The sequence below is a fragment of the Collinsella tanakaei genome (assembly GCF_030373545.1).
Lineage (GTDB): Bacteria > Actinomycetota > Coriobacteriia > Coriobacteriales > Coriobacteriaceae > Collinsella > Collinsella tanakaei_C.
On record NZ_JAUDCO010000008.1, the window covers coordinates 40,050 to 64,651 of the forward strand.

Annotated in this window: 22 protein-coding genes; 5 read left to right on the plus strand and 17 right to left on the minus strand. The window is 65.6% G+C overall.

Annotated elements, in window-relative coordinates; translation table 11 throughout:
- Window positions 1–66: 66 nt before the first annotated feature.
- From QUW00_RS07600 to groES, 6 genes are all read right to left on the minus strand, one after another.
- The gene (locus tag QUW00_RS07600) at window positions 67–465 is read right to left on the minus strand and encodes a DUF1648 domain-containing protein (RefSeq protein WP_289613781.1); all 399 of its coding nucleotides are present in this window, start codon (window positions 463–465) and stop codon (window positions 67–69) included.
- 81 nt (window positions 466–546) lie between these two features.
- Window positions 547–1,623 carry a redox-regulated ATPase YchF gene (gene ychF, locus QUW00_RS07605; protein WP_289613782.1) on the minus strand — a complete coding sequence of 359 codons (1,077 nt, stop codon included), beginning with the start codon at window positions 1,621–1,623 and terminating at the stop codon, window positions 547–549.
- A 99-nt stretch (window positions 1,624–1,722) separates the two neighbouring features.
- The gene (locus QUW00_RS07610; RefSeq protein WP_289613783.1) at window positions 1,723–2,988 is read right to left on the minus strand and encodes a 4Fe-4S binding protein; all 1,266 of its coding nucleotides are present in this window, start codon (window positions 2,986–2,988) and stop codon (window positions 1,723–1,725) included.
- Between the two features lie 156 nt (window positions 2,989–3,144).
- Window positions 3,145–4,176 (minus strand): YitT family protein, encoded by a 1,032-nt coding sequence (locus QUW00_RS07615; protein ID WP_289613784.1) that lies wholly within the window; start codon window positions 4,174–4,176, stop codon window positions 3,145–3,147.
- A gap of 392 nt (window positions 4,177–4,568) precedes the next feature.
- Entirely contained in the window at window positions 4,569–6,206 is a 1,638-nt protein-coding gene (gene groL, locus QUW00_RS07620) for a chaperonin GroEL (protein ID WP_289613785.1), read from the minus strand.
- Window positions 6,207–6,260: 54 nt separating this feature from the next.
- Complete coding sequence (groES, locus tag QUW00_RS07625; RefSeq protein WP_289613786.1) at window positions 6,261–6,548, minus strand: co-chaperone GroES; 288 nt, start codon at window positions 6,546–6,548, stop codon at window positions 6,261–6,263.
- Window positions 6,549–6,864: 316 nt separating this feature from the next.
- Between groES and QUW00_RS07630 the strand changes: the two genes are divergently transcribed.
- Window positions 6,865–8,079 (plus strand): amidohydrolase, encoded by a 1,215-nt coding sequence (locus tag QUW00_RS07630; protein ID WP_289613787.1) that lies wholly within the window; start codon window positions 6,865–6,867, stop codon window positions 8,077–8,079.
- A gap of 104 nt (window positions 8,080–8,183) precedes the next feature.
- Here the strand turns inward: QUW00_RS07630 and QUW00_RS07635 are convergent, their stop codons facing one another.
- From QUW00_RS07635 to QUW00_RS07680, 10 genes are all read right to left on the minus strand, one after another.
- On the minus strand, window positions 8,184–9,047 hold the full coding sequence (locus QUW00_RS07635; protein ID WP_289613788.1) for a zinc ribbon domain-containing protein: 864 nt from the start codon (window positions 9,045–9,047) through the stop codon (window positions 8,184–8,186).
- Between the two features lie 188 nt (window positions 9,048–9,235).
- Window positions 9,236–9,721, minus strand: a complete 486-nt coding sequence (locus tag QUW00_RS07640; protein WP_289613789.1) for a zinc ribbon domain-containing protein — start codon at window positions 9,719–9,721, stop codon at window positions 9,236–9,238.
- A gap of 49 nt (window positions 9,722–9,770) precedes the next feature.
- Window positions 9,771–10,895: a DUF4013 domain-containing protein gene (locus QUW00_RS07645; protein WP_289613790.1), complete on the minus strand. Its 1,125-nt coding sequence runs from the start codon at window positions 10,893–10,895 to the stop codon at window positions 9,771–9,773.
- A gap of 281 nt (window positions 10,896–11,176) precedes the next feature.
- Window positions 11,177–12,052, minus strand: coding sequence for a MetQ/NlpA family ABC transporter substrate-binding protein (locus QUW00_RS07650; protein WP_289613791.1), 876 nt, complete (start codon window positions 12,050–12,052; stop codon window positions 11,177–11,179).
- Window positions 12,053–12,109: 57 nt separating this feature from the next.
- Window positions 12,110–12,775: a methionine ABC transporter permease gene (locus QUW00_RS07655; protein ID WP_289613792.1), complete on the minus strand. Its 666-nt coding sequence runs from the start codon at window positions 12,773–12,775 to the stop codon at window positions 12,110–12,112.
- Window positions 12,768–13,655: a methionine ABC transporter ATP-binding protein gene (locus tag QUW00_RS07660; protein WP_289613793.1), complete on the minus strand. Its 888-nt coding sequence runs from the start codon at window positions 13,653–13,655 to the stop codon at window positions 12,768–12,770. The genes QUW00_RS07655 and QUW00_RS07660 overlap by 8 nt, the downstream gene beginning before the upstream one ends.
- 615 nt (window positions 13,656–14,270) lie before the next feature.
- Entirely contained in the window at window positions 14,271–14,807 is a 537-nt protein-coding gene (locus tag QUW00_RS07665; RefSeq protein WP_289613794.1) for an Asp23/Gls24 family envelope stress response protein, read from the minus strand.
- Window positions 14,808–14,878: 71 nt separating this feature from the next.
- Window positions 14,879–15,256 (minus strand): DUF2273 domain-containing protein, encoded by a 378-nt coding sequence (locus QUW00_RS07670; RefSeq protein WP_289613795.1) that lies wholly within the window; start codon window positions 15,254–15,256, stop codon window positions 14,879–14,881.
- Entirely contained in the window at window positions 15,246–15,791 is a 546-nt protein-coding gene (locus tag QUW00_RS07675; RefSeq protein WP_289613796.1) for a hypothetical protein, read from the minus strand. Before QUW00_RS07675 ends, QUW00_RS07670 begins: the two co-directional genes overlap by 11 nt.
- 198 nt (window positions 15,792–15,989) lie before the next feature.
- A complete protein-coding gene (locus QUW00_RS07680; RefSeq protein ID WP_289613797.1) occupies window positions 15,990–16,796 on the minus strand; it encodes a YebC/PmpR family DNA-binding transcriptional regulator in 807 nt (268 codons plus the stop codon).
- Between the two features lie 347 nt (window positions 16,797–17,143).
- Between QUW00_RS07680 and QUW00_RS07685 the strand changes: the two genes are divergently transcribed.
- From QUW00_RS07685 to QUW00_RS07700, 4 genes are all read left to right on the plus strand, one after another.
- Window positions 17,144–17,650: a zinc ribbon domain-containing protein gene (locus tag QUW00_RS07685; RefSeq protein WP_289613798.1), complete on the plus strand. Its 507-nt coding sequence runs from the start codon at window positions 17,144–17,146 to the stop codon at window positions 17,648–17,650.
- A 354-nt stretch (window positions 17,651–18,004) separates the two neighbouring features.
- On the plus strand, window positions 18,005–20,932 hold the full coding sequence (locus tag QUW00_RS07690; protein WP_289613799.1) for a cation-translocating P-type ATPase: 2,928 nt from the start codon (window positions 18,005–18,007) through the stop codon (window positions 20,930–20,932).
- Between the two features lie 118 nt (window positions 20,933–21,050).
- A complete protein-coding gene (locus QUW00_RS07695; RefSeq protein ID WP_289613800.1) occupies window positions 21,051–21,704 on the plus strand; it encodes a potassium channel family protein in 654 nt (217 codons plus the stop codon).
- Window positions 21,705–21,713: 9 nt separating this feature from the next.
- Window positions 21,714–22,373, plus strand: a complete 660-nt coding sequence (locus QUW00_RS07700) for a potassium channel family protein (RefSeq protein WP_289613801.1) — start codon at window positions 21,714–21,716, stop codon at window positions 22,371–22,373.
- 77 nt (window positions 22,374–22,450) lie between these two features.
- Here the strand turns inward: QUW00_RS07700 and QUW00_RS07705 are convergent, their stop codons facing one another.
- Window positions 22,451–24,586: a DUF6020 family protein gene (locus tag QUW00_RS07705; protein WP_289613802.1), complete on the minus strand. Its 2,136-nt coding sequence runs from the start codon at window positions 24,584–24,586 to the stop codon at window positions 22,451–22,453.
- Window positions 24,587–24,602 lie beyond the last annotated feature (16 nt).

A 24,602-nucleotide genomic window follows, 5' to 3' on the forward strand; every position in this document is an offset into this window, starting at 1 on the left:
CGTGCGGGCCCCTGTGCATAGACGCCTGATCTGATTTCACGGACCTCGCAAGACGAGGTCCCCGGGCTAGAACACGAGCGGGTTCGTACCCGTCAGCACCATGTACAGCAGGTAGGCATTGGCCACGTTGATGACCGCGGTGGTGATGACGCCGCTGCGCAGGAAGCGCTCGGCCAGGCTCACGGCCATGGTCATGGAGTCCTTGGCGTGCTCGGCGGCCTTGCGCGCCGTCTGCACGTAGATGCCAAAACCGAACGCGACCGACATCGCCGCCGGAATCAGCATCTCAAACTTGCTGCCGTACCGCGTGACCGCGCCGCTGGCATCGAAGCGCATGGGAACCTCATCGGGAAGCCCCGGGACGAGCACGAGCGCGATGACGACCGGAATGAGCGCGAGCACGATGGTGGCGATGCCGAGGTAGCCCGCCTTCTTTCCGTATTTGAACATAGACAGAGAGGACATTGCAGGTAGCTCCTTTATGCGCGCGCGGGACAGCCGATGCGCGCAGCGTTTGCGAAACGGATACGAACGACTCGCCCCACCTTACACGTTAAAGCGGAAGTGCACCACGTCGCCATCTGCCATGACATACTCCTTGCCCTCCATGCGGAGCTTGCCGGCGGCCTTGGCGCCCTGCTCGCCCCCGAGCTCGATGTAATCGTCATAGCTGATGACCTCGGCCTTGATGAAGCCGCGCTCGAAGTCGGTGTGGATGACGCCGGCGGCCTGAGGAGCCGTGGCGCCCTGGCGCACCGTCCACGCCTTGACCTCCATCTCGCCCGCCGTGAAGAACGACTGCAGGCCGAGCAGCTTGTAGGCGGCCTGGGCGAGCACCTCCAGGCCCGGGCGCTCGAGCCCCAGCGTCTCCAGGTACTCGGCAGCTTCCTCAGGGTCGAGCTCGGACAGCTCGGCCTCGACCTTGGCGCAGATGGGGATGGGGGTCACGCCGTCGATGGGCGCGAGCTCCTCCCCGAGCATGTCCTCGTCCACGTTGGCGACGTACAGAATCGGCTTCATGGTGAGCAGGAAGAGGCCCTTGGCGGCGGCGCGCTCCTCGTCGGTCATGTCGAGCGCGGCGGCGCGGTTGCCCTCGTTCAGCCAGGCGACCAGGCGCTTGGCGATCTCGAGCTTCGGCACGAGGTCGTGGTCGCGCTTGGCCTCCTTCTCCAGCTTGGGCAGCTGCTTCTCAAGCGTCTGGATGTCGGCCAGGATGAGCTCGGTCATGATGGTCTCGGCGTCGCCCGCCGGGTCCACGAAGTCGCCCGTGCGGCCGACCTCGCGCATGACGTTGGGGTCTTTGAAGTAGCGCACGACCTCGCAGATGGCGTCGGTCTCGCGAATGTTGGCCAAGAACTGGTTGCCCAGGCCCTCGCCCTCGTTGGCGCCCTTGACGAGGCCGGCGATGTCCACGAACTCAACCGTCGCGGGCACGATGCGGCCAGGGTGGACGATCTCGGCCAGCTTGCCCAGGCGGTCGTCGGGCACGTCCACGATTCCCACGTTGGGATCGATCGTGGCAAACGGGTAGTTCGCCGCAAGGCCGCCCTTCTTGGTAAGCGCGGTAAAGAGCGTCGACTTGCCCACGTTGGGCAGGCCCACGATGCCGATTGACAGTGCCATGAATCGCTCGCTTTCTATCTTCGGGCCGCCTCGCTTGAGGATGCGGCCATCTCATCTGCACCTATCGTAGCGACGCGGCGCGTCGCACGGGATGGCGGCCTACTCGGCCATCTTCTCCACGGAATCGAGCACCTTGGTGAGGACCTTCTTGCCCTCCTCCTTGGTCTTGGCGATCTCGGCGCGCGTCTTCGCGGCGTCGGCAGCCTTCTTCTGCGCATCGGGATCGGCCATGACCAGGTCGCTCGCATCGTGCTCGACCATCTTGAGGGCGTGCTCCTCGCAGACCTCGACGCACAGGCCGCAGCCCACGCAGTACGCCGGCTCCACCGTGAAGCGGCCCGACCCCAGCAGATCGGTCGCGTGCGTGGGGCACTTCTTGACGCAGTCCCCACACGCCGTGCACTTCTCGAAGTCGCATTCGGGCGTGCTCACCTGGATGTTCTTCGCAAGCTCGGGATGCTCCTGCAGGGTGGACAGCACGAGCTGCCGGCGCTGGATGAGCAGGCGGCGACGCTTCTGCGTCGTGGTGCCGCATGCCGCCTTGAGCGTCTTTTCGAGCTCGCTGATCTTCTTGGAGTGGTCGCGCAGGCGCTGCGTGACCGAGGCGACGGCGGCGGTTGCCGGGTTGAGCTTGCTCACCGCCAGGCCGGTCGTCTTCATGATGTTGTCCATGAACTCCTTGCGCTCATATTCACGGCGCTTCACGCATTTGAGCTGCTTGGCATCGACCTCAAGGCCCAAACCGGTGCCCGCCCACTCCTCGGCGGTGGCGATCGAGTCGCCCAGGACCTCCTCGCCGGTGGTGGTGCGGCAGCGCTCGCAGATGTCGAGCGGCAGGTAGACGCTCACGTTGGGATAGTCCGCCATGACCGAGAACCACACCTCGGGCGGAACGTCACCGATGCACGCGACCACGACCTCGTTTTCGCGCGGCATCCGGCGCAAAGCGCGGGTACAGGTCACATATGCCGTGTTGTACGCCGCCGCGGCGCCGGCGATGGCGTCGTAGAGTTTCTTGGGCGTCAGGCGCGGCGTCACGAAGGCCTCGGTGGGGCACACGCTCACGCACAGGCCGCACTTGCGGCAGCTGTCCTTGATATCGATGCTGAAGTCCTCGATCTCGATGGCGTTCACCGGGCAGGCGTCCATGCACGCCGTGCAGCTGCTCTTCTCGTAGTTGCACACCAGGCACGGGATGGAGTTCGCGCGCGGCTTGTCCTTGTAGTCAGCCGGGTTCCAGTGCGGCGCGCCGTCGCCCTCGCCTCCCATGAGCGCGTCGGTGACGCCGCCCAGGGGGTTCTTCAGGGCGCTCAGGCCCTTGCTGATGTCGATGATGTCGTCAAACAGATCGTGCTGTTGCGCCATGCGGCTCTCCCTATGCAGATGCTGAAGGCCTTTGGGGCCCCTCCTGTGCAACCGTTTTATTTTAGCGGGAATGGCCGCACGTCACACGGCAAAGCGCCAAATCGCGCCGAAGGCTCATGCGGTCGCGGTGCGAACGCGCAGGCGCGACGTCGCGTGCTAGTCGACCGGCCCGCGATAGAAGCGGCCGTAGAAGCTTTCCGTGCGGAAGACGTTGATGACCGCGCGGTCGTCGTGCGCGCGCACGAGCGCCACGATCTCGCCCACCTCGTAGGACGACACGACGGTCTCGATGCGCCAGAACGTCTTGCGGCTGTAGCCGCCGATCATCTCGTAGCACGACGAGCCGTGCTTGAACGCATCGTGATAGGCCTCGAGGATGTCGTCGGGCTTGGTCGTGGTGATCTGCAAGGTCATGCGATCGTAGCGGTGATAGAACATCTCGATCGTCTTGGTCGAGATGAACTGGAAGATGATGGAGTAGGCGGCGGCGGTCCATCCGAACAGGGAGCCGAAGATCAGCAGCACCACGCAGTTGCCCGCGAACACGAGCCCCCAGATGGACTTGCCCGTCTTGTTGGAGACCATGAGCGAGATGAAGTCGGTGCCCGCGGTCGAGGCGCCGCCGCGCAGCGCGATGGCAATCGACAGGCCGTAGATGAACCCGCCGAACACCACGAGCAGCACCGGCTCGTTGAGCATCGGCTCGAAGCGCATCTGGCTCAAGAAGAAACTGGCGAGGAAGACCTGAATCATCGAGAAGATGACGAAGCGCTTGCTGATGCTCTTCCAGCAAACGATGGCCACGGGAATGTTGAGCACCACCATGCCCACAAACGTCGGGAAGCTGAAGCCGAACAGCGAGGTGATGCGGTCGATGAGGATGGCGAGTCCGGTGAATCCGCTCGACAGCAGGCCGGCGGGCTGCACGAACACCTGGATGGCATAGGCCTGCAGCAGCGCCGAGACGATCACGAAGCACAAGGTGATGGCGCGGCGGACGATACGGCGGCGGCGAAGGCTGCGCAGATGCTCGACCTCGGCGACGACATCGGCGACGACCGGCGCCTCGCTGATGCGGCGGTGCTTTCCGGAAGATCCCTCTTTGCGCTCGCGCTCCTTCAGCGCCGCGCGCGCCTGCGCGTCGCGCACATAGGTACCCTCTTCCGGCTTGTCCCACTCCTCGGCCATGCCCGCCAAACCTCCCTGCGAACCCAAGGCGACCCAAGATGCAACGGCATGGTAACACCGGCGGCATGGAGCCAAGGCGACAATTCAAGCAGTGGCTGGCGCATCCCCGTCAACGCCCCAACCCAAGACAACGCCCGGGACACCCCCTTCACCGCCCGCCGCTCACAAGGGGGTAAACGCAGGAAGGCCCCAAGGCCCTCTCCTGAGCGATTCCGCAGCGCCGTAACGGCGAGGAGATTCGCAAGAACCCCTTCCTCGCCCGCCGTCACAAGGGGGTAAACGCAGGAGCGCCCCTCGGTGATCCCGCGCGAACATTCCGCAGGCCGTAAGGCCGAGGACGTTCGCAAGGGACACCGAGGGGCGCTCCGGTGGGAGTTTATCCCCTTTGCGGCTTAGTACATGCCGCCACCCTGCTGACCGGCGGAAGCGGCAGCGATGGCATCCTCAAGAGCGGTGTTCTTGGGGACATCGGTGACGGTGGCCTCGGTGATGAGGATCAGCGAGGCGACGGAAGCGGCGTTCTGCAGCGTGGTGCGGGTGACCTTGACCGGGTCGAGCACGCCCATGGCGATCATGTTGCCCCACTCGCCGTTGGCGGAGTTCAGGCCCTCGCCCGCAGGCAGGGACGCGACCTTGTCGACCACGACAGCGCCCTCGAAGCCAGCGTTCTTGGCGATGGTGGCGACCGGAGCGGTCAGCGCCTTCTTGATGATGTCGATACCGATCTGCTCCTCGGGATCCTCGACCTCGATGCTGTCGAGCGCAGGGATGGCGTCCATGAAGGCCACGCCGCCGCCGGCGACGATGCCCTCCTCGACGGCTGCGCGGGTCGCCTGCAGGGCGTCCTCGACGCGGTGCTTGATCTCCTTGAGCTCGGTCTCGGTCGCAGCGCCGACCTTGATGACGGCGACGCCGCCGGAGAGCTTGGCGAGGCGCTCCTGGAGCTTCTCGCGGTCGAACTCGGAGTCGGTGTGCTCCAGCTCGCCCTTGATCTGGGCGACGCGGTTGGCGATAGCCTCCTTGGAGCCCGCACCGTCGACGATGGTGGTGTTGTCCTTGGAGACGGTCACGGACTTAGCGGTGCCCAGCATATCGGCGGTGATGTCGGCAACCTTGATGCCAAGCTCGTCGAGGGCAGCCTGGCCGCCGGTCAGCACGGCGATGTCCTCGAGCATGCGCTTGCGGCGATCGCCGTAGCCGGGGGCCTTGACGGCGCAGACGTTGAGGGCGCCGCGGATCTTGTTGAGGACGAGCGTGGGCAGCGCCTCGCCGTCGATGTCCTCAGCGATGATCAGCAGGGCCTTGCCGGCGCGGGACACGGCCTCGAGCACGGGCATGATGTCCTGGACGTTGGAGATCTTCTGATCGGTGATGAGGATGTAGGGATCCTTGAGGGTGGCCTCCATGCGATCGTTGTCGGTGACGAAGTACGCGGAGACGTAGCCCTTGTCAAACTGCATGCCCTCGACGGTGTCGATGGTGATGTCGAAGGTCTGGCCGTCCTCGACGGTGATGACGCCGTCCTTGCCCACGACGTCCATGGCGTCGGAGATCTTGGCGCCGACGTTGGGGTCGCCCGCGGAGATGGTGCCGACCGAAGCGATCTGCTCCTTGGTCTCGACCGGCTGCGCGTGGTCCTTCATGGCCTCGACGGCGGCGTTGACGGCCTTGTCGATGCCGCGGCGGATGGCCAGCGGGTTGGCACCGGCGGCCACGTTGCGCAGGCCGTCGTTGACGATGGCCTGGGCGAGCAGGGTCGCGGTGGTGGTGCCGTCACCCACGGTGTCGTTGGTCTTGGTGGCGACCTCCTTCACCAGCTGAGCGCCCATGTTCTCGATGTTGTCCTCGAGCTCGATCTCCTTGGCGACGGAGACGCCGTCGTTGGTGATCGTGGGAGCGCCGTAGGAGCGCTGCAGGGCGACGTAGCGGCCCTTGGGGCCCATGGTGACGGTGACGGCGTCGGCCAGGGTGTTGACGCCCTTCGCGAGTTTGGCGCGCGCGTCGGTATCGAACGTGATGTTCTTAGCCATTGTGTATTCCTCCAAAGAAAGATTCAGCAAGCGGAAGCGTTGGAAAAACGCGTGCTACTCGACGATCGCGTAGATGTCGTCGGCGCGCATGAGGAGGTAGTCCTCGCCGTCGACCTTGATCTCGTTGCCGCCGAACTTGCCGTAGATGACGTGATCGCCCACCTTCACGTCCATGGGGACACGCTCGCCCTTGTCGTTGACCTTGCCGGCGCCGACGGCGACGACCTCGCCGCGCTGCGGCTTCTCCTGGGCGTTGCTGGCGATGTACAGGCCGGAAGCGGTCTTCTGCTCGGCTGCATCCGGCTTGATCAGAACACGGTCTCCAAGCGGCTTAAGGCTCATGCTAGGTTCCTCCTTCGTTCGGTCGGGGCGGTGCGCACACGCGTCCGCCGCGGCCCTTGCCTTAACTACGCCAAGAATAATACCCACCTCTATCGACTTATACAACGCAAAGGCAAAAAATCTAAATTCTTGGCACTTAGATTTCTTCAGTCCCAACCCGCAAGTACGCGAACTGGGGGCGACGGCGCGCCGACACGTGAAATGACGCCAGTCGTTTCTTTGCAATCGGAGAGCCCGTGGCGACCCCGTCCCACATCGGGCCTTCACGTCGGTACAATGTCTCCGTACCGCCATACCGTCGCCAAGGGGACATGCCATGGGAACCGAGGACATCACCGCCACCATCCAGAAGCTCGTGGGCGCAACGGAGCCCTATCTCATCGAGCAGCGTCGCCACTTCCATCGGCATCCCGAACTCAGCCTGCAGGAGTACCGCACCACCGACGACATCGCGCGCGAGCTCGAGGCGATGGGCATCCCCTACGAGCGCCCGCTGCCCACCGGCCTGGTCGCCACGCTGCGCGGCACGGCGGCAGGCGCCTACGGACCCGACGGGCAGCCGCGCCGGCGCCTGCTCATGCGCGCCGACATCGACGCCCTGCCCGTCCTCGAGCGCTCCGGCGTGGACTTCGCGAGCGAAAACGAGGGCGTCATGCACGCCTGCGGCCACGACTGCCACATCGCCATGCTCCTCGGGGCGCTGCGCGTCCTCTCCCACCTGACCGACCGGCTCTCCGGCGAGATCCGCGCGGTGTTCCAACCCTCCGAGGAAAACGGCAGCGGCGCCCAGATGATGATCGACGCCGGCGTGCTCGACGGGGTCGACGGCGCCTTCGCCCTGCACGTGTGGAGCGAGGTCGACGCTGGCAAGATCTCCTGCGAGCCCGGACCCCGCATGGCCAACACCGACTGGTTCCGCATCGACATCGAAGGCGCGTCCTGTCACGGCGCCATGCCCGAACGCGGAACGGACGCCATCGTGGCGGCCGCCGAGATCGTCTGCGCCCTGCAGACCGTCGTCTCGCGCAACCTGTCGCCCTACGAGCCCGCCGTCCTCACGATCGGCGAGCTCCATGGCGGAACGGCACGCAACGTCGTCGCCGGGTCCGCCTACCTCACCGGCACCATCCGCACCTACTCCGCCGAGGCCCACGACCGCATGCCCGCCCTCATCGAGCGCATCTGTCAGGGCACCGCGTCCGCTCTCGGCGCCGAGGCCTCACTCACCGAATACACCGTCGCGCACCCCGCCGTCGTCAACGACGAGGACGCCGCCGCGCGCTGCCGTCGGGCAGTCGTCGACGTGCTCGGCGAGGACGCGCTGGCCTCCTACCGCGGGACGCTGTCGGGCGAGGACTTCTCGATGTACCTGCAGCACGTTCCCGGCGTGCTCGCCTTCGTGGGATGCCGCAACCCCGAGGTCGGCGCCACCTGGCCGCAGCACTCGTGCTACTACCGCGTCGACGAGGGCGTCCTCGCCCGCGGCTGCGCGCTTGCCGCCCGGTACGCCGTCGACTTCCTTGCAGACTAGGCCGCACCGCTCGGTCGCCGCGCACGCGAAGGCGCCCCGTCCCCGCTGCAATCGCACGGGAACGGGGCGCCTCATCACATGCTGAAGCGATGGAGAGCGCCGGCTCAGTCCTTGAACATGATGCCGCATACCGCGCTCGCAGCGGCCGCGAGCAGCGTGAGCATCGCACCGAAACCGGGCGAGACGAACGGCTTGAAAGCGGACATGGTGGCGATGGCGGATGCGTCGGCCGTCCCGCTCATCATGAGGTCGTTGACCGCGCCCTCGATGATGCCGTTGATCACGAAGGCGGCGATGATGCACACGAGCGCGAGCACCGCGGTGGCTGCCAGTGCGAAGAACAGCACGACGTCGATACCCTTGAAGGCGCGCAGCACGACGCCCGCCACGATGCCGACCAGGCAGATGATCCACAGGACGAACAGGGCCGTCAGCAGGAAGGACGCCATCGAGCACGAATTCACGACCTGCTGGGCGCTCTGCATCGTCGGGTCGGCCTGCATGCCGTAACCGTAGGTCATCTGGATGAGCTGGTTGATGTAGTCGGCCATCGCGCCGAGCGCTCTGCTGATGCTGGGCAGGTCGGGAACGGAAAGACCCGTGCTCAGAGCGTTCTTGAACGACGCCATGTACTGACCGGTGGAACCCGCGGAGGACACGAACATGTCGAACGCCTTGGAGACGACAGGCAGGTCGAACCAAGCCTGGAACATCGTGATCAGCGTGATGAGCGCACCGGTGAGCATCGCGGCGGTGCGGCGACCGAGCGGTGCAGCCGAGGACAGCTTCTTCGGAGCGGTAACCGGCATGCTCGCCGGCGCCGGCTGAGGCGCAGGCTGGAACGCGGGGGCCTGCGCAGGCGCGCTCGAGGGCGCAGCCGACGGGGCCGCCGCGGAGATGGGGTTGCCGCAGACGCCGCAAAACGTCGCGGTATCAGGCTGCTGGGAACCGCAATGAGGACAGAACATGATTGCACCTTTCCCTCGAACGCGTCGCGCGGACGCGGACTTATCTGCTGGCCATAGTATCGCCCCAACGGCATCGGGACGTGTTGCGCAACTTTCCCCGCACGTCCCGTAACAAAACGGGAGCCCATCTGGACTCCCGTTTTACCCACACCGTTCGCAATGAAGGCAGCGCCCTGCGAGGCGCGAGGCTACATATAGGCGACGCTGGCGACGCCGACGCATGCGGCGACGCCGATGATCAGGATGAGGCCGAGCAGCGACAGGATCGTGCCGGCGATCGCCAGACCGCGGGGCTGCTTGCCCAGGCCGATCAGCGACAGGACCAGGCCGACCAGCCACAGGACCCAACCGAGCACGGGAACCCAACCGATGAAGATATCGACCAGGGCGATCACGAAACCGGCCGTGCCGACGCCGTTGGTCTGCTTGACCGGCGGCATGACGTTGACGACGGTCGGCGTGCCATACGGGCCGCCCGGCTGGGCGTATCCGCCCGGCTGCTGGGGCGCCGCCTGGGGCTGGGGCTGCTGGGGCGCCGCATGCGCCTGGGGCTGCTGCGCCTGGGGCTGCTGGGGCGCTGCCTGAGCAGCGGGAGCGCCCGCGAGCGACGCACCGCACTTCGGGCAGAACGACGCTCCGTCCTGGATGGAAGATCCGCACTGGGGACAAAACATGATGGCTCCTTATAATGCGTAAACTCGACGACGTTCGAAGGTGCGGCCGCTACAGGACAGCATCGACCGTGCCGGTGGCACCGGGCAGCTTGAACGCGTAGTCGGTATCGCCCTCGTGCACCCACTCGGGAGCATAGCGCTGCGCCCAGTAGCCGACGGCGCGGTACTTGAGCATGCTCGTGAACGCGCCCACGAACGCGACCGCGAAGATGATGAGCGCGATGATCAGAATCGCGCCGATCCCGCCGCCGAACAGCGCCGAGAAGAAGCCGCCGCTATGGGAGACGCCGGCGAGGATGGCGATCAGGATGCCCAGCAGGATGAGTACGACCACCGCAAGGATGGCGCCGGTGATGATACCGGGAAGAAGCGAGGCACAGAACAGCTTGCCGAGCTGCTTTTTGTACGACTTCCAGATCTTGCCGAACGCGAAGGCGGACTCCACGCGACCCGTCACGGCCAGATGCATGACGGCGGCGTCGGAGAACATGGTGAACAGGATGCTGAGCGCAAACGATGCGACGTTCAGCACAAACGTCAGCAGCATGATGATGAGCAACACACCGGAAAGGCCGGACGCAGCGCCCTCATAGCCGTAGGAGTAGGAGCTGTACGCAACCGCGCCGATGCCGGCGGCACCGCCGAGCAGCACGAGCAGCTGAGCGATGAGCGAGGGCAGCAGGGCGATGATCGACAGGACACCCGACAGCGAGCTGCTGAAGAAGCCGAGCGAGAACAGCGAGGTCCGCAGGATCGTACCGCTGGTGTCGAAGCCGCGGCCGCGCGAAAGCTCGCGGCCCCACTCGATCGCGTAGCCGTTGCAGCAGATGCCCGCGATCCACGAGAGCACCAAGCCGATCGGGCAGGCAACCCAGCCGATGATCGGGATGATGAGCACGAGCAGCGACACGAGCGCGATGATCGCCGGCAAAAACGCGATCTGCAGCACGCGCTTCATGACGCCGGGCACCTTGGTGATGTCCTCGAACGCCTGCGCGAGGCAGCCCTTCATGTAGAAGGTGGAAGGCGTCATGGGCGTCACCGGAGCGGAGGCGTCACCGGGCGCCTGCTCGGCAGTCGCACCCTCCTGCGACAGCTTGGCGTTCGGAGCTCCGCACGCAGGGCAGAACTTCGCGGTATCTTCCATCTGGGCACCGCATTTATTGCAGAACATGGTCTCCCCTTTCACTTGCGAACGCCAAGGCGGCGCTCGACACGTCCCGCTATTGTACGCTACCGACCGCTTCCGCGCGCGCAGGGCCGCGTTGCGTAATCGGCTGTTTGCACCTCTGTTATACCGGCATGCGCGCAACGAAGATTGCGCAACTTACCGCTCCTGCGACCACATCGCCTACATCGTGCGAAAAACGCCCGCCGGGCGCATCCGTCCGGAGCGCTGAGGTCGCGCAGCGGACGGGCGTCCCGGCGGGCGTTACGCACCCGGAGTCGAGATGACTAGAAGGCCGCGAGCACCGCGCCGTCGTAGGTCTCGTCCAGATAGGCCTTGAAGTCATCGGTCGTGAGCACGGCAACGAGCGCCCGGATGGCCTCGTTGTCCTCGCGGTCGGGCGTGGTGCAGATGACGTTGGCGTACTCGGTCTGGATGACCTCGGACTGCGGGTCCTCGGAGGCGATGGCGTCTTTCAGGGACAGGCCGGCATCGATGGCGTAGTTGCCGTTGATCACCGAGAGGTCGACATCGGCCAGGGTGCTCGGCAGCATCGCCGCCTCCTGCTCGATGATGTCGAGGTTATGCGGGTTGTCCACGATATCGTTCTTGGCGGCGGTGATGCCGGCGTCCTCGGCCAACGTGATCAGGCCCAGATCCTGCAAAAGCAGCAGGGCGCGACCCTCGTTGGTGGGGTCGTTGGGCACCGAGACCTTCGCGCCGTCCGCCACGTCGGCGATGTCGCCGAGGGTGTTGGAGAACACGCCCATGGGCTCGAAGTGGATGGAGCCCGCGTTCACCAGGTCGGTACCGTTCTCCTCGTTGTAGTTGTTGAGGTAGTTGATGTGCTGGAAGTAGTTGGCGTCCACCTCGCCGGAGGACGTGACCTGGTTGGGGATGATGTAGTCGGTGTACTCCTTGACCTCGAGCTCGATGCCCTGCTCGGCAAGCAGCGGCTTGGCGTAGTCGTTCAGGATCTCGGCATGCGGCGAGGGGGAGGCGGCGACGGTCAGCTTGGTCGCGCCAGCGGTGCTGCCGGCAGCCTGCTCGCCTGCGTCCTCGGAACCGCAGCCGGCAAGACCGGCCAGGCCGGCCAGACTCAGACCCGCGGCAATCTGGAGGGCGCGGCGACGGGTGATCTGGGAAGATGCGATGTTGTTCATGATGAAACCTCTCTTGAATCTCGTTGGTAACCAAAGGGTTGGATGGCGCGATGCGCCCTAGCGGTGGTCGACCTTGCGGGCGATGAGGTCGCAGACGCTCTGAATGAGCTGGACCACGACCACGAGCAAGACGACCGTGATGATCATGAGCTCGCTTTGATAGCGATAGTAACCGTAGCGAATGGCGATGTCGCCCAAGCCGCCCGCGCCCACCGCGCCGGCGATGGCCGTATAGCCCAGCACGGCGATGAGCGTGACCGCGACGCCGCGGACGATGGAGGGCAGGGCCTCGGGCAGCAGTGCGGAGAACACGATGCGCGGCACGCTCGCGCCACAAGCCTCGGCGGCCTCGACGGCGTCGCGCGGAACCTCGGCGAGCGACTGCTCAATCATGCGCGCCACGAAGGGCGCGGTCGAGACGACGAGCGGAACGATGACGCCGCGCACGCCGGTGATGGTTCCGGCCACGGTGCGCGTCACCGGGATGAGCAGGATGAGCAAGATGATGAACGGCATCGAGCGGCCGATGTTGACGATCCAGCCCAAAACGGCGTTGGCGACGGGCGCGGGGCGCAGGCCGCCGGGTGCGGTCAGATGCAGGATGACGCCGAGCACGATGCCGATCACGTAGGCGATCGCGCAGGACAAAAACAGCATGATGAACGTATCGAGCGTGCCCTGGGCGAGCAGGGCACCGTACTCGGAGAGAAACTCGTTAAGCATCCCACTCCACCTTTCCGAGCAGCACGCGCGTCGCCTCGGCCTTAGGCTCGGCAAAGACGCGCTCCACACTCCCCTGCTCCACCACGCGCCCGCTCTCGAGCACCGCGACGTTGCGGCAGATCTTCTGCACGACATCCATGGAATGGGTGATGACCACCAGCGTCACGCCCGTCTCGCGGTTGATGTCGCGCAGCAGCTTCAGGATCGTGTTCGTGCTCTTGGGATCGAGGGCGCTGGTGGCCTCGTCGCACAGGATGACCTCAGGCTCGCAGGCGAGCGCACGCGCTATGGCGACGCGCTGCTGCTGTCCGCCGGAAAGCTGGGAGGGATACGAAGCTGCCTTCTCACGCAGGCCCACACGGTCGAGCAGGGCGAGCGCGCGCTCGCGATCGGCAGTGGTGACCTTGCCATTTGCGGCAAGGTACGGGAAGCACACGTTGTCGAGGACCGTCTTTTGCGCCAGCAGGCCGAAGCTCTGGAAGATCATGGCGACGCGGCGGCGGTAGCTGCGCAGCGCGGCGCCGGACAACCCGGTCACATCGGTTCCGTCGACGACGACGGAGCCGCTCGTGGGCCGCTCGAGCAGGTTGATGGTGCGCACGAGCGTGGACTTGCCCGCGCCGCTCATGCCGATGATGCCGAAGATGTCGCCGTCGGCGATGTCGAGGCAGATGTCCTCGAGTGCATGGACCTTGCCGTCGGCGGCGGCGAGAGATGCCGCGGCCTCGGACGTCGCCGCCGTCGCGGCGGCTGCGGCCATCACGGGATTGCCGCTTTGCGCCGACGCGAGCGCGACGGCGTCATCCGTGGCGCGCGCCGTGCGTCCGGCGCCCTTTTTGGGCAGGTCATACGTCTTGTATACGTGTTGTATGCTTATCACGGGATTGGCTCCGCTCGATGATATGGATGAGGTAAGAAGGCGGGCCGCCTCCCGCCGGAGACGACCTAACGAAGGCGCCCGGTCTCCCCATGCGCGAGAACATCGCTCGGCATGGCAAAGTGCCCGGGCGAGGGCATCTCCATGACCATCATCATCGCGATATGTGCGGCAACCGTAAACATAACGGTTAGAGTAGCAGGGCGCTTTAGCAGATGCAAGCGCGCGCCCGAAAATAGGGGGCGCGCAAACAAGTCGAAACCCGATACCGCCACCGTGCGCCTATGGGACACAGCAATCGGGACGAGCCATAGCACGCTTTACGAAGTGAGCGCTTCGATTCGAGATTCCCGAGTAGACAGGCGCACGCTTACAGTAAAACAGCAGGTATAGAAATTGTCACCGCAGCGGTATACAAAGCGAATCCGATTTCTCGCACACACTTCGCGAAGTAGGGTTATCTGATCCTGCCCGGACAAGCCTCAGATACCCCAATCTGGAGCACAAGCAACCTGCCGCTCTGCCCCACCACATGAAAACGGCGCGGCGAAGCGGGTCTTCCGCTCCGTCGCGCCGGACAGATCAGCAAATTGGAACCGAGATGAACGCGAGGACGGCCTACTCCGCGGACTCCTGCGCGTGCTTGTGGCTCGCAGCGTACTCCTCGCGCGTCATGACATCCTCAATGCGCAGGTTGATGCCGGCGACCTCGAGGCCCGTCATGGCCTCCAGGCGCTCGGTCACGCGCGCCTTCACGTCCTCGAAGATGGCGGGCGCGTAGGCGCCGTACTCGATGATCACGGAGATGTTGACGATCACGCGGTTGTCGTCGGTCACCTCGACCGAGACGCCCTTGGTAAGGTTCTCGGCGCCGAGGGTCTCCTGCACGAAGTGCATGAGGTTGCCCTTCATGCCCAGCACGTGATCGGCCTCGCGCGTCGCGATCGCGACGATCTTCTCGATCACGCCGTTGGAGTAGGTGAGCGAGTCCTCCGAGTCGAGGTCCTCGTCCTCCTCGTCCTCCTCGTCGTCCTCGTCGTCCTCGACGAGCTCGATCCCGTCTGCGGCGGCGTCATCCGCCGTATCGGTCGCTTCGGATACGGTAGCCTCGAGTTCGTCGTCAGGTGCGACCTCGACCTTGAGCTCATCGGTCATGGGATACTCCCCCTTCTCGTTTGCGCGACGTTCTCGCCGCGAAGCCTTGCGTACGTGAGCGGGAGCGCCGCCTAGCGCTTGCCCGAGAACAGACGTCTGAAGAAGTTGACGATGCCGTTGTCGCCATCGCGAATCTGGCCGAGCGTGGCGCCGACGCCCGCGAAGACGGCGATGACGATGGTCGCCCACAGGCCGAGCGTCAGGATCAAGATGGCGAGGATGAAGCCGATAAAGCCATAGAGCACCGTGTAGTGATGCGAATCGGCGTACGCCCACACCGAGGCGCCAAGCCCCTTGATGAAGCCGATGGCATCCTCGTCGATCGAGCGCCGCGCACGCTTGGGCTCCTCGGGATGCTCGAAGTCCTCGGCATCAACGGGGGCCTGATCGATGGACAGCTTGGGAGCCGCAGACGCTTTGCGCCTATCGGAGCTCGCGTTATTGCTCATCTGGGACCTCCTTGGTCACAATCGTGGTCTTGCTCGGCAAAAAGCGCACACGCACCTCGGTATCGATCGTGCCGAGCAGGCGCTCGCAGGCGTCGCTCACGCGCGCCCGCATCCGCTCGGCCAAGCGGTCGAGCCCCTCGTCTTGGAAGGCGATGGCCTCGACGGTCAGCCGAACGCGCTCGCGGTCGCGACCCGCGATGCGGCCCGTGACCGACTCGATCAGCACGTCGTCGGCCTCCGCGGAGCGCCGCGCCGACGACGTGATGGCCGCAAGGCTCACCTCGATGGCAGGATCGCCCCCGGGGTGCACGCAGGCGGGTTCGGCGCGCTGAACGTAGGTGGCGATCACGTTTATCAGCACGCCCAGCCCGAGAATGCCGAGCGCGACGAAGGCGGCGATACGGCCGGGGAAGGTGGAGAGCAGGGCCTCGACGCGATCGGCCCAGGTGCCCGTCAGCAGACAGACCGCCGCGCCGACGACCGCCGCGCCCGCCAGAAGGTAGGCGGTGGCGAGAAGGTTTCTGAACACGCGCATCGCCAATTCCCCCTTTCGCGTCCCTGCGGGGCGGCGAGCGACGCGCCCCATGGGTTTAGGTATACCCCGCGGCGGCCGATCGCTTGCAGCCGCCGCCCTACGCGTGCGCATACAACCAAAGAGCCGGGCCTGCGGCACGCGTCGCAAACCCGGCTTTCACATGAAACTATCCCGCAAAGGACAGGCACCGCATGGGGCCTACTCCTCCTCCAGGGCGGCGACGACCTCGTCGGTCATGTTCATGGTGTGGTAGACGTCCTGGACGTCGTCGAGGTCCTCGAGGCGGTCGATGAGACGCTGGACCTTCTTGGCGTCAGCCGGGGTCACGTCGGTCGGCGTGGTGGGAACCATGGTGAGCTCGGAGCCCTTGACCTCGATGCCCTGCTCCTCAAGACCCTTGGAGACGGCCATGAGGTCACCGGGATTGGTCCACACGACCCACTCGTCGCCCGCGTCCTCGTAGTCGTCGCCACCGGCCTCGGCGACGGCCATCATGAACTCTTCCTCGTCGCCCGCGGCGCCGTTGGCCATCATGTTCTCTTTCTTGTCGTTGGGGTCAACGATCTCCTTGGCGACGACGACCTGGCCCTTGCGCTCGAACTGGAACGCAACGGAGCCGCTCGTGCCGAGGTTGCCGCCCGCGTGGCTGAACGCGGAACGGACGTCGGCGGCGGTGCGGTTGCGGTTGTCGGTCAGGCACTCGACGTAGACCGCGACACCGGCAGGGCCGTAGCCCTCGTAGACGATGTTCTCGTAGACGGCAGCGTCGGCACCGGCACCGAAGGCCTTGTCGATGGCGCTCTTGATCTTGTCCTTGGGCATGGACTGCGCCTTGGCCTTGGCGACGGCGGCGGCAAGGCTGGCGTTGTTGTCGGGGTTGGGATCGTTGCCCAGGCGAGCGGCAACGGTGATGTTGCGGCTCAGCTTGGAGAAGAGCGCGGAGCGCTTGGCGTCCTGCGCGCCCTTACGATGCTTGGTAGTGGCCCACTTAGAGTGTCCTGACATGCGAGGCTCCTTCTAGATTACGCTAACCGCGCGGCGCCGGCGCGCCTGCGGTCCATAGAAACACACGTTCAAGCATGATATACCGAACGGGCATCCGGCGAAAGACCCCGCTGCCAACGCCACGCAATGAGCAACAGGGATCGACGGGGGCGATGGCGAAAGGGCCGGTTCGCAGCGCCGTCCGCGCCTCCCTGTCGAGCCGGCGGCTATTGCGCAACAGCCGCCGGCGAGCCTTCTCCCCCGGGCCCCCATCGTGCGTGGTAGTCTGGTGCCGTCGCGAAACCGTACGGGCGCGCCGAGGCGCTTGGGCGGCCCAGCCGTTCCCCATACGACGAAAGGAAGTCACCATGTATTGCGCTAACTGCGGAAAAGACAATCCCGAGGGCGCGAAGTTCTGCGCTGGATGCGGAGCCCCGCTCGCCGGTGCGGCACCGGTGACGCCCGCAGCGCAGCCCGCTCCCGCCGCCGAGCCGAAGCCTGCCGCCGATCCGACGCCCGCCGCCCAGCCGACCGCCGCGCCGCAGGAACCCGGGATCGTCTCCGCGCCGGCCCCGACCTACACCTACACGCCGACGTCCGGCCAGGCGCCCGTCGTCACCTATGGCTACCAGCCGCCTGCCATGTCCTCCAACGACCGCACGCTGCGCATGGTCGCCTTCATCTTCTGCATCGTCTCGTGCGTGGCGATCGGTTGGATGATCATCCCGCTCGCCTGGCTCATCCCCATGACCGTCCACACCTACGGCATCTACAAGGGAACCAAGAACAACACCACGGGCTTTGCCGTCTGCACCCTCCTGTTCTCCAACCTCGTCGCAGGCATCCTGCTGCTCGTCTCCACCAAGGACGCATAAGGCGCATCCAAACCACTTCGTGTGACATGAGGCGCGGTGCGAGAGGATTACCCCTCGCACCGCGCTCTTTTGTTGGAAACGGCGTACTGCCTTTTCGGGGCGAGCGATCTGCGACGTTACGGCGCGCTCACCCTGGCGACGCGATACGTTCCCCCACCCGAGCAGATGCCGCGTCGATGGATAAAAACACCGTTAAATGCAGGGACAGACTTCATTCCAAAAAAGTTGTTGCATGCCTGACGCCACATGGCTATGATGCGTGCCAACCACAGGGAGGTCGCGCGAGCCCTGTGGCCATGCATTCCACTTTTCCGCCGGAGCGCTCAGCTCCGAACGGTGGGAAGGAGAGGTCTCATGGGACGACCGAATGACGCATCGTCGCATGCGGCGATGAGCCAAGACCCCGACCCTCACCTAGGGTCGGCCACGCATGCACGGGCAGACGCACAATCCGACGATCTGCTCGAATCTATCCGACACGCAACAATCGAACAGGCACTCGAACGGCTTTCCGCCCGCACCGGTGGCTTGAGCTCCGAAGAGGCGACAAGGCGCCAGGCGACATACGGTAAAAACCTGATCGAATCGGGCAAGAGGCGCTCGCCCATCCTGGCGTTTCTGTCCAACTTCACGCACCTGATGGCGATCCTCCTGTGGGTCGCCGGCACCATCGCCTTCATTGCCGGCCTGCCCGAGCTGGGCGTCGCGGTGTGGCTCGTCAACATCATCAACGGCGTCTTCAGCTTCTGGCAGGAAGCGCGCGCGAGCCAGGCAACCGAAGCGCTCAAGAAGATGCTGCCCGCCTACACCGACGTCATCCGCGACGGACAGGAGCAGAAGGTGCTTGCCGAGGACCTCGTTCCCGGCGACATCATGCTGCTGGCCGAAGGCGACCGGATATCGGCTGACGCCCGCGTCATCGCAAGCTCCGATCTGCAGGTCAACCAGTCCACCTTAAACGGCGAATCGAACCCCTCGCGCAAAGTCGCCGACGCCGTGCTCGAGGAAGGCCTCTCGCCCGCCGAGATACCCAACCTGGTGTTCGCGGGCACGAGTGTATCGGAGGGCAACGGGCGCGCCGTCGTCATGCGCATCGGCATGGACACCGAATTCGGCAAGATCGCAAGCCTCACCCAGAACATGCAGGAGGCGCCCAGCCCGCTCCAGCGCGACCTCGACCGCTTGACCAAGCAGGTCACCGTCTTCGCCATGTGCATGGGCCTGATCTTTTTCGCCTTGAGCATGTTCGTCGTGCGCGAGCCGTTCGCGAGCTCGTTTATCTTCGCGCTCGGCATGGTCGTGGCGTTCATTCCCGAAGGCCTGCTGCCGACCGTGACCCTGTCGCTCGCCATGGCCGTACAGCGCATGAGCAAGCGAAACGCCCTGGTCAAAAAGCTGAACTCCGTCGAGGCGCTCGGATCGACGAGCGTCATCTGCACCGACAAGACCGGAACGCTCACGCAAAACGAGATGACCGTCAACCATCTGTGGACCGCGACGCGCGAGTACGACCTGACCGGCGTGGGCTACGCGCCGGTCGGCACCATCGAGTCGGAAGGGACGGCCTATCGCGCGGTGGACGACCCCGATCTGGAGCTGCTGCTCGAAGGCGGCCTTCTGTGCGGCAACGCGCGCCTGCGCGCACCGGAGGAGGACGGGCAGCGCTACGAGGTCTACGGCGACCCCACCGAGGCGTGCCTGATCGTGTCGGCGCAGAAGGGCGGCATCGACCCTGCCGAGCTCGAACGGCGCATGCCCCGCGTGAAGGAGCTGCCCTTCGAGAGCCGCCGCAAGCGCATGACCACGGTGCACGCGCTGGAGGACCCCATCGACGGCGCCGCGCGCGTCGCCTTCACGAAGGGGGCACCCAACGAGGTCGTGCGCCTTGCGGACACCGTCCGCATCGACGGGCAGACCGTGCCCATGACCGATGAGCTTCGCGCGCGGATCATGGCGGCCAACGACGGCTATGCCGCAGACGGCCTGCGCGTGCTCGCCGTGGCGTACCGTCCCCTCGGCGCCCAGGCGGTGCGCGAGGGCGTGCCCACGTCTCTGAACGCCTATACGCCCGAGACCGTCGAGTGCCACCTCACCTTCGTCGGCCTCGAGGTCATGATGGATCCGCCTCGTCCCGAGGTGGCCGCCGCCGTGGCGGAATGCCGCCGCGCCGGCATCCGCATCGTCATGATCACCGGCGACTACGGCCTCACCGCCGCGAGCATTGCGCGCCGCATCGGCATCGTGGACGGCGACGACCTGTCCGTCATCTCGGGCTTCGAGCTCGCGCACATGGACGACGCCGAGCTCAAACGTCGCCTTGCCGGCCAGGTGGTCTTCGCCCGCATGGCGCCCGAGCAGAAGCTGCGCGTGGTCTCCGCCCTGCAGGAGATGGGCGAGGTCGTGGCGGTCACCGGCGACGGCGTCAACGACGCGCCCGCCCTCAAGAAGGCCGACATCGGCGTGGCCATGGGCGTCGCCGGAACCGACGTCGCCAAGGAAGCCGCCGACATGATCTTGACCGACGACAACTTCGCCTCGATCGTCGCCTCGATCGAGGAGGGGCGCGCCGTCTACAGCAATATCCGCAAGTTCCTGCTGTACATCCTGAACTCCAACGCGCCGGAAGCGGTGCCCAATGCGGTGTACCTGCTCTCGGGCGGAGCGGTCCCGCTGCCCCTGACCACCATGCAGATCCTCACCATCGACCTGGGCACCGATATGCTGCCGGCACTCGGTCTGGGCACCGAACCGCCCGAGCAGACCGTCATGGACCAGCCGCCGCGCGACCCGAACGAGCGGCTGCTCAACCGCCGCGTGCTGGTCAAGGCCTTCCTGTGGTACGGCCTCATGGGGTCGGTCGCCGCCATGGTCGGGTACTTCCTGGTCAACGTGCTCAACGGCTGGCCCGGCGTCCCGCTGGCGGGCTTGGGCGACGAGGGCGACCCGGTCTACATCCAGGCGACGACCATGACGCTCGCCGGCATCGTCTTCGCCCAGATCGGTCAGGTCATGAACTGCCGCACCGAGAAGACCTCCGTGTTCAAGGTCGGCCTGTTCTCCAACCGCAAGATCTTGATCGGCATCGCCTTCGAGGTCGCGCTCATCGTGTTCCTCACGATGTTTCCGCCGCTGCAAGGCGTGTTCAACACCGCCCCGCTCGCATGGCAGGACTACGTCTTCCTGTGCTGCATACCGCCGGTGGTCATCGCCATCGAGGAGGCGCGCAAGGCGTGGCTGCGCCACCGCGATGCCGTGCGCGCGAAGCGAGGTGATGGACGATGAGGTCACCGGTACCGGCAAGGCGCGCCGCCCGGCAGGCTCACTCCAAACGGTGGTACCGCAGCGGCACCGCGCCTCACGCCATGAAGTCTTTCTCCCCTCTTTGTAAGGATGGTGCACGATGAACGTTATCGTCGTAGGCGTCGGTTTTATGGGATCCGGCCTGGTCAAGCGCCTTGCGCGCCAAGGGTTCGACGTCACCGCCGTCGACCGCGATCAGGCTGCGCTCGATGGGCTCGGGTCCGATTTCGAGGGCGCCCGCATCTGCGGGGTCGGATTCGAGCGCTCGGTGCTTGAGGAGGCGGGGATCGTACGCGCGAGCGCGCTCGTGTCGTGCATGGGCTCCGACGAGGCCAACATCGTCGTCGCCCACATCGCGCGCAGCATGTTCCGCGTCCCCCGCGTCATCGCCCGCCTGCATGACCTCTCCAAGGCGGAAACGTATCGGCGTCTGGACATCCAGACGATCTCGCCCAACGCATGGGGCATCTCGCGTATCTGCGAGCTGCTCACCTACCAGCAGCTCGACGGCGTGTTCGAGATCGGATCGGGCGAGGTGCGCCTGGTCCGCGCGGACGTGCCGCCGCTGCTCGCCGGGGCGACGGTCCGCGAGATCACCAGCATCGGCGAGGTGCAGATCGTAAGCGTCTCGCACGGTAACGAGACGTTCATTCCCACCCAGGGGACGATCCTGTCCGACGGCGACATCGTCTACGCGGCGGTCGCATCCTCCGCGAGTCGGAAATTCAAGCAGATGCTCGGCATCGGAGAGTAGGCGGTACCTATGCAGATCATCATCGCAGGCGGCGGCAAGGTCGGCGCCCATCTGGCATCTCAGCTGTGCAGCGACGGCGAGACGGTCACCATTATCGAAAACCAACGCGAGAAAGTCGCGCGGCTGCGCCGCACCTGCCCGGAGTGCACCGTGATCGAGGGCAGCGCGACCGACCCGCTCGTGCTCGAGCGCGCCGGCATCCACATGGCCGACGTTCTGGCCGTCGTGACCGGCAAAGACGAGGTGAACCTCGTCATCGCCATGCTCGGCAAGATGGAGTTCGCCGTCCCGCGCGTCATCTCGCGCGTGAACGATCCGTCCAACGCGTGGATGTTCACGCCGGTCAACGGCGTCGACGTCGCCATCAACCAAGCCGAGATCACCGTGCGCTTCATCCACGAGGGCATGAACCTGCGCGACATGTTCACCCTCATGAAGCTGGGGCGCGATGAGCACAGCATCGTGCAGGCGACGGTGAACCCCGGAGCCAAGGTCGACGGCGCGCCCCTGGCCGACATCGCGTTTCCCGCCCAGACGATCGTCGTCGCCGTCGAGCGCGGCGGCAACCTTACGGTCCCCAACGGACGCACCGTGCTGCGCGCCGGCGACGAGGCGATTCTATTCTGCAGCCGCGAGGGTCGCGACGCGATCCGGCGGCTCTTCGCGTAAGCGGTGAACGCGCAAGATACGGGCAGGGGCTCTTTACAGGGAAGGTCGCGCGCGGCCCTATGTGAAGGCGCCCCTGCCTACCGTGTGCGCATATCGAGCGCCGCGACGGCGGCAAACGGCAGCGTGAATATCACCGGATACAGATAGCGCAGGTAGGTCGCTCCGTTACAAGGGCCGATCAGACACACGGCAAGCACCGCGACAAGCGGTGCGACCAGCGCGCAGCCGCGCCAGCTGCGCTCGCGCATCAGGTAGATGAGCGCCAAGACGAGCGCCCACACATACGGCGCCGAGGTCATCGCCAGCGACAGGACCGGAAGCTGCAGCCACGCCGTCCGATACAGCCCGACCGCCTGGTCGAGCACCTCGGTCGCCGGCGTGATCCACCGATGGAAATCGAAGTGCTCGCGATTGTCCGCACGCGCCATGATCTGGTCGCTCGACGCCGTGGTATACATCCACGGCACCCGCTCGCTGGGATAGACGTAGCCGTAGTAGTTGGCGATCGTCGCCGAGAGGTAGCACGCCGGGTCGCGAAGGAGCTGCGCGGCCCATACGCGCAGGTACGCGGCAAGGTCATCGACGCTCGCATACTCGTTGAAGCCGTTTTTGACGGCGTCTGACTTGGTCGGCACGTAGCGGGACGCCAGCGTGTCGTAGCCGAGCACGCGGTCGATAACCGTCCGCTCCTCCTCAGTGACCAATCCGTCGTCGGCACCACCGGCGATACCGGCATGCGCGCCGTCGTGCTTCTCCGCGTAGCGTGCGGTCTGCTGAAACGGGATGGAGAGCACCTCGCGACGGCTGCCCGGCGTGATGTGGAGAGCGGGCATGACCACGGCGGTAAACGCGAGATGGGCGACAAGCGCCACGCCCAATGCAATGAGCGACGCCCGGGCTGCGCGTCGACACGCATATGCGGCTGTAGGCACAGCGCGACGAGCATCCCGCAGGCGGATTGCGGCAACGGGCACGCACGCGACGACCGAAAATATCACACCGCCGTTGCGCAGAAACGCCGTTCCCAAGCACGCCATGACAAGCAGCACCTCATCGCGGCGTCCCCATGACGCCGGCCCCGGCCCATCGCCTTCGCCTCCGTGCGGAGCGAGCAGCTTGGCCACCTGTGCCACCAGCAACGCGAGCGCATCGGCAAACAGGACATCCTTGGTGATCAGGACGGCGTAGTTGGAAAACAGGGGCACGAGGGCGAAGATCGCGAGCACGACCGCGCGAGCGGGCGCTTCGACACCGAGCCGCTTGAGCGTGGAAACCAGATATGCTGCGCACGCGGCGGTCGCTGTGAACTGCAGGACCGTGTAGATGAACAGCCCTGCGTTCTCATCGCCGGCAAGCGCCTTGCCAAGCTGCACGCATCCACCGAGCAGCGCGGTGTGCGCCACGGGGTGATGCCCGTTGAGCACGACATCGGGATCGATCAGCTTGAGGTAGGAGCTCGTCCCGCTCGGCAGGCCGAGCCATTGGCGGATCTGGTCGCCCGTGTCCCCCATAAACACGCCGGGAGCGCTGGCAAGAAGCGTCGGGGCCCATGCGGCGACCAGCACGGCAAGCGGCACGGTAAACGGATGGCGCTCGAAAAGACGCCATCCGGCGCGCACGGAAGTCGGCGCAACTCGTCCGCCCGCACGCTCCCGCAACCCTTGTATCTCATCGAACAACCCGAACAGCAGGGTGATTCCGACAAGAGCGAACACGAACCAACCCGCTGCGGCGATCAGCGATGCGATGATACGGCTTGCGCCGCCGAGCACCAGCGAGGCGTCGCCGACCGCGTCGTAGCTCTTCCCTACCACCATGCAGCAGGCAAAAGCGAATGCCGGCAGCAGCGCCGAGGGCTTTCGAGCGCTCGTCGCGCCAAACACGACGGCGCGGATGGGGAGCGCCGCCAGGGCGGCGAGCGCGAACAGGAAGGGCGCCGAGCTGCGCCCGGAAAACGAAAGCAGCACCTCGTACCCGATGTAGAGCGCACCGGTCGCATCGGGGTCGATGCGCTGAATTGCCTCGTACGAAGCGGCGGCGGGATCAAACGAGCAGGCAAGCGCCACGAGCAGCGCCAGCGCGAAAGCTACGGCCGTCTGCGCAGGCGGGTAGCGCGCAAACAGCAGCTCCCGTACGCGCAGGGGTGCATCCGCGTCTCCGCCGTCTTGCGCGACGAAGGAATGGAGGCCCCGGTCGCAATCGAGTGATGCCATACGGTAGCGTCCTTTC

Coding starts and splice junctions, on each gene's coding strand:
- QUW00_RS07600 (WP_289613781.1), bottom strand. CDS start 465: ATGTCCTCTCTGTCTATGTTCAAATACGGAAAGAAGGCGGGCTACCTC.
- ychF (WP_289613782.1), bottom strand. CDS start 1,623: ATGGCACTGTCAATCGGCATCGTGGGCCTGCCCAACGTGGGCAAGTCG.
- QUW00_RS07610 (WP_289613783.1), bottom strand. CDS start 2,988: ATGGCGCAACAGCACGATCTGTTTGACGACATCATCGACATCAGCAAG.
- QUW00_RS07615 (WP_289613784.1), bottom strand. CDS start 4,176: ATGGCCGAGGAGTGGGACAAGCCGGAAGAGGGTACCTATGTGCGCGAC.
- groL (WP_289613785.1), bottom strand. CDS start 6,206: ATGGCTAAGAACATCACGTTCGATACCGACGCGCGCGCCAAACTCGCG.
- groES (WP_289613786.1), bottom strand. CDS start 6,548: ATGAGCCTTAAGCCGCTTGGAGACCGTGTTCTGATCAAGCCGGATGCA.
- QUW00_RS07630 (WP_289613787.1), top strand. CDS start 6,865: ATGGGAACCGAGGACATCACCGCCACCATCCAGAAGCTCGTGGGCGCA.
- QUW00_RS07635 (WP_289613788.1), bottom strand. CDS start 9,047: ATGTTCTGTCCTCATTGCGGTTCCCAGCAGCCTGATACCGCGACGTTT.
- QUW00_RS07640 (WP_289613789.1), bottom strand. CDS start 9,721: ATGTTTTGTCCCCAGTGCGGATCTTCCATCCAGGACGGAGCGTCGTTC.
- QUW00_RS07645 (WP_289613790.1), bottom strand. CDS start 10,895: ATGTTCTGCAATAAATGCGGTGCCCAGATGGAAGATACCGCGAAGTTC.
- QUW00_RS07650 (WP_289613791.1), bottom strand. CDS start 12,052: ATGAACAACATCGCATCTTCCCAGATCACCCGTCGCCGCGCCCTCCAG.
- QUW00_RS07655 (WP_289613792.1), bottom strand. CDS start 12,775: ATGCTTAACGAGTTTCTCTCCGAGTACGGTGCCCTGCTCGCCCAGGGC.
- QUW00_RS07665 (WP_289613794.1), bottom strand. CDS start 14,807: ATGACCGATGAGCTCAAGGTCGAGGTCGCACCTGACGACGAACTCGAG.
- QUW00_RS07670 (WP_289613795.1), bottom strand. CDS start 15,256: ATGAGCAATAACGCGAGCTCCGATAGGCGCAAAGCGTCTGCGGCTCCC.
- QUW00_RS07675 (WP_289613796.1), bottom strand. CDS start 15,791: ATGCGCGTGTTCAGAAACCTTCTCGCCACCGCCTACCTTCTGGCGGGC.
- QUW00_RS07680 (WP_289613797.1), bottom strand. CDS start 16,796: ATGTCAGGACACTCTAAGTGGGCCACTACCAAGCATCGTAAGGGCGCG.
- QUW00_RS07685 (WP_289613798.1), top strand. CDS start 17,144: ATGTATTGCGCTAACTGCGGAAAAGACAATCCCGAGGGCGCGAAGTTC.
- QUW00_RS07690 (WP_289613799.1), top strand. CDS start 18,005: ATGGGACGACCGAATGACGCATCGTCGCATGCGGCGATGAGCCAAGAC.
- QUW00_RS07695 (WP_289613800.1), top strand. CDS start 21,051: ATGAACGTTATCGTCGTAGGCGTCGGTTTTATGGGATCCGGCCTGGTC.
- QUW00_RS07700 (WP_289613801.1), top strand. CDS start 21,714: ATGCAGATCATCATCGCAGGCGGCGGCAAGGTCGGCGCCCATCTGGCA.
- QUW00_RS07705 (WP_289613802.1), bottom strand. CDS start 24,586: ATGGCATCACTCGATTGCGACCGGGGCCTCCATTCCTTCGTCGCGCAA.